This is a genomic window from Zoogloea sp. (genome assembly GCF_028693495.1).
In the GTDB taxonomy this organism is placed as follows: domain Bacteria; phylum Pseudomonadota; class Gammaproteobacteria; order Burkholderiales; family Rhodocyclaceae; genus Zoogloea.
In genome coordinates this window covers 1-7,179 of the sequence record NZ_JAQUVG010000129.1, presented here as the reverse complement: position 1 = coordinate 7,179, position 7,179 = coordinate 1, and the positions used below count along the sequence as shown (strand labels likewise).

At 63.0% G+C, this 7,179-nt stretch carries 5 protein-coding genes and 1 pseudogene; 3 read left to right on the top strand and 3 right to left on the bottom strand.

What is annotated here, in order from left to right; genetic code table 11:
• Together PHD22_RS15595 and cphA are read right to left on the bottom strand one after the other, a co-directional pair.
• Nucleotides 1-754, bottom strand: a pseudogene (locus tag PHD22_RS15595) (cyanophycin synthetase); the annotation flags it as partial.
• Between the two features lie 46 nt (nucleotides 755-800).
• Nucleotides 801-2,999: a cyanophycin synthetase gene (gene cphA / locus PHD22_RS15590; protein ID WP_299868921.1), complete on the bottom strand. Its 2,199-nt coding sequence runs from the start codon at nucleotides 2,997-2,999 to the stop codon at nucleotides 801-803.
• Nucleotides 3,000-3,223: 224 nt separating this feature from the next.
• Between cphA and PHD22_RS15585 the strand changes: the two genes are divergently transcribed.
• From PHD22_RS15585 to PHD22_RS15575, 3 genes are all read left to right on the top strand, one after another.
• Nucleotides 3,224-5,542, top strand: a complete 2,319-nt coding sequence (locus tag PHD22_RS15585) for an ABC transporter ATP-binding protein (RefSeq protein ID WP_299868919.1) — start codon at nucleotides 3,224-3,226, stop codon at nucleotides 5,540-5,542.
• Between the two features lie 14 nt (nucleotides 5,543-5,556).
• The gene (locus PHD22_RS15580) at nucleotides 5,557-6,024 is read left to right on the top strand and encodes a DUF1854 domain-containing protein (RefSeq protein ID WP_299868917.1); all 468 of its coding nucleotides are present in this window, start codon (nucleotides 5,557-5,559) and stop codon (nucleotides 6,022-6,024) included.
• A 134-nt stretch (nucleotides 6,025-6,158) separates the two neighbouring features.
• On the top strand, nucleotides 6,159-6,752 hold the full coding sequence (locus PHD22_RS15575) for a hypothetical protein (RefSeq protein WP_299868915.1): 594 nt from the start codon (nucleotides 6,159-6,161) through the stop codon (nucleotides 6,750-6,752).
• 94 nt (nucleotides 6,753-6,846) lie between these two features.
• Here PHD22_RS15575 and PHD22_RS15570 read toward each other — a convergent pair.
• A partial coding sequence (locus PHD22_RS15570; RefSeq protein ID WP_299868913.1) for a hypothetical protein occupies nucleotides 6,847-7,179 on the bottom strand: 333 nt, incomplete at its 5' end.

Sequence of the window (7,179 nt, the reverse complement as noted above, 5' to 3'; positions counted from 1 at the left end):
CCTGGTTGCCGTCCCGGGGCTTGACCACGACCAGTCCGCCAATTTCCCGGGCCGCCAGCCATGCGTCATCGGCACTGGTCACCGAACGGCCGAGGGGCACGGGCACGCCTGCCGCCCGCAGCAGATTCTTGGTGAGCTCCTTGTCCTGGGCAATGGATTCGGCCACCGCGCTGGTGAGGTCTGTTTCTGCGGCCTGGATGCGGCGCTGCCTGGAGCCCCAGCCGAACTGCACCAGACTGCCCTCGGTGAGACGACGGTAGGGAATGCCCCGGGCTACGGCAGCCTGCACGATGGAGCCGGTGGAGGGGCCCAGACGGATATCCTCGTCCAGTTCCCGCAGGTCATGCAGGGCCTTGGTGAGATCGAAGCTGCCATTGCTCTCGGCGGCCCGCAGCAACTCGACGGCAAGGTCGAAGGCCAGACGACCCACCTTTTCTTCGGTGTACTCCACCACGACCTGAAAAACGCCTGTCTCCAGGGTGCGCGTCGTACGGCTGAAGGTCACCGGACAGCCGGCACTGGACTGCAGGCCCAGGGTAGCCATCTCCAGGGCATGGGCCACGGAGGTCTGGCCCAGGTGGGCGTCCGCCTCGAGAAACCCCATCTCGGGGAACAGGTTGCGCAGGCGTTCTTCGTAGCCGGGAATGGAGTCGATGTCGCATTCGGCCTCGGTGCAGGTCACGATGGCCTCGATGGCGGTGTGGCGGCTCCACAGGTTAGGGCCGCGCAGCGCCCGGATGCGGGAAACTTCCATGAGTGTCGTCCTTGTGTGTTCTTGTATGTCGGGATGCAGGGAGCGGTCAGTAGTCGGCGCGCAGTGGTGCTGACGGGTCGTAGGGCTTGACCCCGGCCCGGATCATCGCTGGAGAGATCCCCAGGGCCCAGGCACCCGCAATGCCACCGAGGAGATTGGACAGCACACCCGGTTGAGCGCCTGCCCCGTTGCCAAGCATGTTAATTTCAGCCAGCGGAGCAAGAAGCTCTTCAACTTCACCGGTTGCCAGCGTCAATTGGCCATCCCGGACAAAGACGGTCCTGCGTCCTTCGGCACGCGCCCTGAGCAACACTTCGTTCCGGCTATCCACCCCGTAGAAGATCACCTCCCCGTCGGACAGTTCGGCCATCTTGACCACTGCCGGGTCTTCGGCGTTGAGTACGGCAGCACCGTAGGAGAGCACCAGGTCCACCTGGGTGCGGAAGACGTTCCAGACCTTTTCGGGCTCCTCGATGTAGAACTCCCCATAATGGAGTTCCGGGTCGATGTTGGTGACCACACCCACCAGACAGCGGTCGTAGACCGTGCCCTCCGCGAGAATGCTGCGGCAACTGTTCTCAAACACGGCGGCTTCAACCAGACGGTTCATCAGTACCCGCTCGGCCGCATCCCAGTTGGTTCCCTCCGGGGTTTCCACCTGACGGCCGTCCAGGAATACCCCTTCGCTGCAGGCCAGACCGGTGTATTGACCGGAAATGCGCAGCAGGTGGGCCATGAGCCGGGCCACAGGCGTCTTGCCCCGGCTGCCGGTCACACCGACGACGGGAATGCGGGAATCCTCGTCCTTCGCGAAAAGGTGGCCGACGATGGCTTCACCCACCGGCCGGGGCTCTCCAACCCCTGGCTTGATGTGCATCAGCAGGCCAGGGCCGGCATTGACCTCGACGACGGCGCCGTGCTGCTTGTCGAGCGGACGGGAGATGTCTTCACAGACCAGGTCGATACCGGCGATGTCGAGGCCCACGATACGGGCTGCCAGACACGCCAGTTCAGCGGTATCCGGATGAACTTGGTCGGTCACGTCGAAGGCCATGTTGCTGGTCCGGACAACCATCACTTCCTGGCCCTGGTCTGGCACCGAAGCACCGGTAAAACCCTGGCGGGCCACTTCCATCTGGGCCGCCGGATAGCGGTCAAGGCGGATTCGGTAAAGAGGGAACTCGTGCTCATCCCCCCGGCGCGGATCAGAGTTGATCTGGCTTTCGATCAGCTCGTCGATGGTCTGCCTGCCGTCGCCTACCACAGAGACCATGTCTCCCTTGGTGGCGGCCACCATCTTCCCGCCCACCACCAGGATCCGGTGTTCGGCACCCTTGACGAAGCGCTCAACCATGACCTCGGATCCCTCCGCCGCGGAGAGGGGGAACAGTTCGGCGATTTCTTCGGGGCTGCGGACATTGGTGAAGACACCCCGGGCATGGTTGCCATCGCTCGGTTTGACCACCACCGGGTAACCGATGTCGTCGGCGGCATCAATCGCATCCTGCACGTCGCTGACGATCCGTCCCTCCGGTACCGGCACGCCGCAGGAGGACAACAGATATTTGGTGAGATCCTTCTCCCGTGAAATGCTTTCGGCAATGGCCGGGGTCCGGTCGGTCTCCGCAGTCCAGATGCGGCGCTGCCTGGCTCCGTATCCCAGTTGAACCAGATTGCCCTCTGCCAGGAGCCGGATGAAAGGAATCCGGCGACTCTTGTCAGCCGCCGCCTCAACGATGCAGCGGGTGCTCGGCCCAAGCATGTGGGTATCAATCAGGTCGCGCAGTTCGGCAACTGCGGCATCCACGTCATAGGGGCGGCCCTCGATGGCCGCCATCAGAAGCTCCCGGCCACGGTGCAGGGCCGCCAGGGAAACATCCTTGTCCCAGGCCCGGATCACCACCTTGTAAACACCCCGGAGCGGGGTCTCCCGGGCCTTGCCGAAGCCACCGGGAATCCCCGCCAGGTTCTGCAGCTCCAGGGTCACGTGTTCCAGGATATGGCCAGGCCAGGTGCCATCCCGCAGCCGCTGCAGGAACCCTCCCCGCTCACCGATGCTGCAGCGGTGCTCGATCAGCGAAGGCAGCATTGCGGTCAGACGTTCGTAAAAGCCCGGGATGACGTTGGAAGGGCAATCTTCCAGATCATGGATGTCCACCCAGGCTTCAAGGACGGACCGGTAGGTCCAGATGTTCGGTCCGCGCAGGTGGAGCACGTTCAGGAAATCAATGGTCTTGTTGGTCATGGGCTGGGCAGTGGAATGATCGGGCAGGATCGCAGAGAGGGATGCGGAGTTCGACTTTCCCAATAACGCAGGGGAGCGTGTGGGGATTACCGCTAAAAAAAATATTCTTCAAGCCCGTATCTTGTAACACCTGCTGGCTATACGGGCCTGTAACGGTTCAGTAAACTTCCTGCGCAATTTTGCCCCAGGCAGGACCCGAAAGGGGCCACACAGTGTTTCAGGACATGACATCCAAGCCATCCCCCCTTTCCGACGCCTACGTGGCCTACGTGGGCCCCGCCATCCCCGAGGCCTGGCGCCCCCGCCTGGAGACCCTCCTGGTCGAGGGCGAAAAGGTCCTCGCCAGCCTGAGCCTGGATCTGGACAACCAGCTGCGTTTCAACGCGGGCCTGGTGACAGTCACCGACAGCCGCCTGATGGCCTGGGATGAGGCCAGCGACAGCTGGCAGTCCTGGCCCTACCAGGAAGGCATGACCCTGCGCCACAAGGATCATGCCGGTGTTGCCAGTCTCGAGCTGCTGACCGGCAGCGGCAAGCTCGCCGGCTGGCGCTTCACCCTGGCGCAGGATCCGGCTGCACGCAATCTGGCCGACCGCTTCCATGCGCAGCTGGAGTGCATTGTCGCGGGTCGGGCGCCCCAGCCTCCGGAACCCCTCACCTGCCCCACCTGCGACCAGGCCCTGCCGCCGGGCACCGACGAGTGCCCAACCTGCGCCCGCGAGATTCATACATCACCGTCCACCTGGACCCTGTTCCGCCTGTGGCGCTTTGCCCAACCTTACAAGAAGCAGCTGCTGGCAGGCTTCATCCTCACCCTGATCTCCACGGCGGCCACCCTGGTACCACCCTACCTCACCATGCCGCTGATGGACGAGGTGCTGATCCCCTTCCAGAACGGTCAGCCCATCGACGCCATGAAGGTGGCCGTGCTGCTGAGCGGCTTGCTGACCGCGGCCCTGTTCGCCTGGGGGCTGGGGTGGGCCAAGACCTACATCCTGGCCCTTGTCAGCGAGCGCATCGGGGCCGATCTGCGAACGTCCACCTATGAACACCTGCAAGGACTGTCCCTGGAGTATTTCGGAGGCAAGCGGACCGGAGACCTGATGGCGCGCATCGGCGCCGAAACCGACCGGATCTGCTTGTTCCTGTCCATGAACCTGCTGGATTTCGCCACCGACGTGCTGATGATCACGATGATCTCGGTGATCCTCGTGTCCATCAACCCGTGGCTGGCCCTGGTCACCCTGGTCCCCCTGCCCTTCATCGCCTGGCTGATCCATACCGTGCGCGACAAGCTGCGCTATGGCTTCGAGCAGGTGGACCGGGTGTGGTCCGAGGTCACCAGCGTACTCGCCGACACCATCCCCGGCATCCGGGTGGTCAAGGCCTTCGCCCAGGAAAAGCGCGAGGTCGGCCGCTTCCGTGACGCCAACGCCCGCAACCTGGCCGTCAACGACCGGGTGAACAAGATCTGGTCGGTGTTTTCGCCGACCGTGACCCTGATGACCGAGATCGGCCTGCTGGTGGTGTGGGGCTTCGGCATCTGGCTGGTGTCCGAGGGCGACGTGACCGTGGGGACGCTGGCCGCCTTCATTGCCTACATCTCCCGCTTCTACACCCGTCTCGACTCCATGAGCCGGATCGTCTCCGTCACCCAGAAGGCTGCCGCGGGCGCCAAGCGCATCTTCGACATTCTGGACCATGTCTCCAGCGTGCCCGAACCCGCCAATCCCCAGCACCTGCCCAAGGTCACCGGGGCCATCGAGGTGAAACGGGTGGGATTCCGCTACGGCAACCGCACCATCCTGAGGGGTGTGGACCTGAACATCGCCCCCGGCGAGATGATCGGCTTGGTGGGGCACTCGGGCTCAGGCAAGAGTACCCTGGTCAACCTGATCTGCCGCTTTTACGACGTGACCGACGGATCCATCCGCATCGAAGGCATGGATATCCGCTCGGTGGCGGTGTCTGACTACCGTCGCAACATCGGCCTGGTGTTGCAGGAACCCTTCCTGTTCTTCGGCACCATCGCCGAGAACATCGCCTACGGCAAGCCCGACGCCACCCGCGAGGAGATCATCGCCGCAGCCCGCGCGGCCCATGCCCACGACTTCATCCTGCGCCTGCCACAGGGCTACGACTCCCTGGTGGGCGAGCGCGGGCAGGCCCTCTCTGGTGGCGAGCGCCAGCGCATCTCCATTGCCCGGGCCCTGTTGATCGATCCACGCATCCTGATCCTCGACGAGGCCACCTCGGCAGTGGATACCGAGACTGAAATGGAGATCCAGGCGGCCCTCGAGAACCTGATCCGTGGCCGGACCACCATCGCCATAGCCCACCGCTTGTCCACCCTGCGCAAGGCCGACCGGCTGGTGGTCCTCGACCGGGGCCAGATCGTCGAGATTGGCAATCACGACACCCTGATGGCGAAAGAGGGAGCCTATTTCCGTCTCTACGAAGCCCAGACCCGCAAGCTGGACGACGATGCCATCGGCGGCAGTGAACCCTGCCCCCCCTCCCCCCGTGAGCACGCACCTGCCTGATAGGACACCTGATCATGACCCGGAACGCCCTCACGCTCGCCCGTAACCCCTTTGGTCAGCTTGTATTCACCGATGATGATGGAAAGACGCACCAGATCACCCCGGTCCGGGCCTTCCCGATTGCTGCTCCCACTGAAAACATCGGGCTGATCAATGCCGATGGCGAAGAAATCGCCTGGATCGGGCGCCTTGACGAGTTGGACCCCACCACACGGACCTTGCTGGAAGAGGAAATGGCCAGTCGGGAATTCATGCCAGTCATCCAGCGCATCCTGCGGGTCTCCAGTTTTGCCTGCCCGAGCACCTGGGACATCGAGACAGATCGGGGGCCCACCAGCATGGTGCTGAAGGGCGAGGAGGACATCCGCCGGCTGGCGTCACCGGCGCTGCTGATCACCGACAGCCGGGGCATCCATTTCCTGGTCCGCGACCGTTATGCCCTTGATGGGCACAGCAGGCGGCAACTGGACCGCTTCCTTTAAAACTCTGCTGGCAGGAGCCTGGCGCCAGGGGCGGCCACCCTCATAACACGCCCTTAACATTTCCGCAGCCGCCTCGTAACGGAGTCTTCCTAGTCTTGCCCTGAAGGCTATTTTGCCAACCCTGGGAGACTCCATTGAAAGACTTTCTGCGTGCCCTCGAACTCCAGCGCTGGGACGACCATCGCTTCTACCATCACAGCAAGGTGAACCAGAGCCTGCACTTCATCAGTGCCGTGAGCTTCCTGATCGCTTACGCCCTGATCTTCGTCGACCCGGTCAAGGCGGCCCTGATCGGCTGGCTGATCTCGATGGTCACCCGCCAGTCAGGGCACTTCTTCTTCGAGCCCCTCGGCTACGACGAGGAAAACCAGGTAAGCAACGACTACAAGGAAGCGGTCAAGGTAGGCTACAACCTGAAGCGCAAGGTGGTGCTGTTGTCGATCTGGGCCTTTACCCCGGTGGCCCTATGGCTCAATCCCGGCATGTTCGGTTTTTTTGAGCCCCATCCCGACACCGCTGGTTTCATCGACCACCTGGGCATCCTGTGGCTGAGTCTGGGGGTGGGGGGACTACTGTTCCGCACGGTGCATCTGTTTTTCATCCGTGACGTGCAGACAGGTCTTGTCTGGCTGACCAAGATCCTTACCGACCCCTATCACGACATCAAGCTCTACCACCGGGCTCCGCTGGAATTGCTGCGTAACCTGAAGGCTCGTCACGCCGCTTGAGGACGACGGGGGATGGCCGGGTCTTGCACCCGGTAAGATGCCCTGCCCGGGGGCCGGCAAATGCTGGCCCCCGGGTCGCTTTGAGCTGGCGGAATCAGCCTCTTACGGACTTCTCGCCCCATACACGTACCCGCAGCATCTCCTTGAAAATCTGCCGGCGGATATCCTTGTTGGTCGTCCTGCCGTCATGCCACCACCAGCCATCGGCCTTCATTTGATGGGCTGCCCGCACGAAGCGCTCGGCCACCTCTTCGAAGTCAGCGTCCGTATAGCTCAGGCTGAAGATGAAGCGCCCGGTCCCCACCCAGCTCAAGGCCAGGCCTTCTGCACGCAGATAGTACTGAAGCATCCAGTTGTAGCGACTTGGGAGCGTGTAATGAACGGTCCAGACGTTGGACATGTTCGCTACCCTGACCAGTAGCCCCTG

Bases quoted from the DNA above. Each gene is read 5' to 3' on its own strand.
- PHD22_RS15580 (WP_299868917.1), top strand. From the start codon at position 5,557: ATGACCCGGAACGCCCTCACGCTCGCCCGTAACCCCTTTGGTCAGCTT.
- PHD22_RS15585 (WP_299868919.1), top strand. From the start codon at position 3,224: ATGACATCCAAGCCATCCCCCCTTTCCGACGCCTACGTGGCCTACGTG.
- cphA (WP_299868921.1), bottom strand. From the start codon at position 2,999: ATGACCAACAAGACCATTGATTTCCTGAACGTGCTCCACCTGCGCGGA.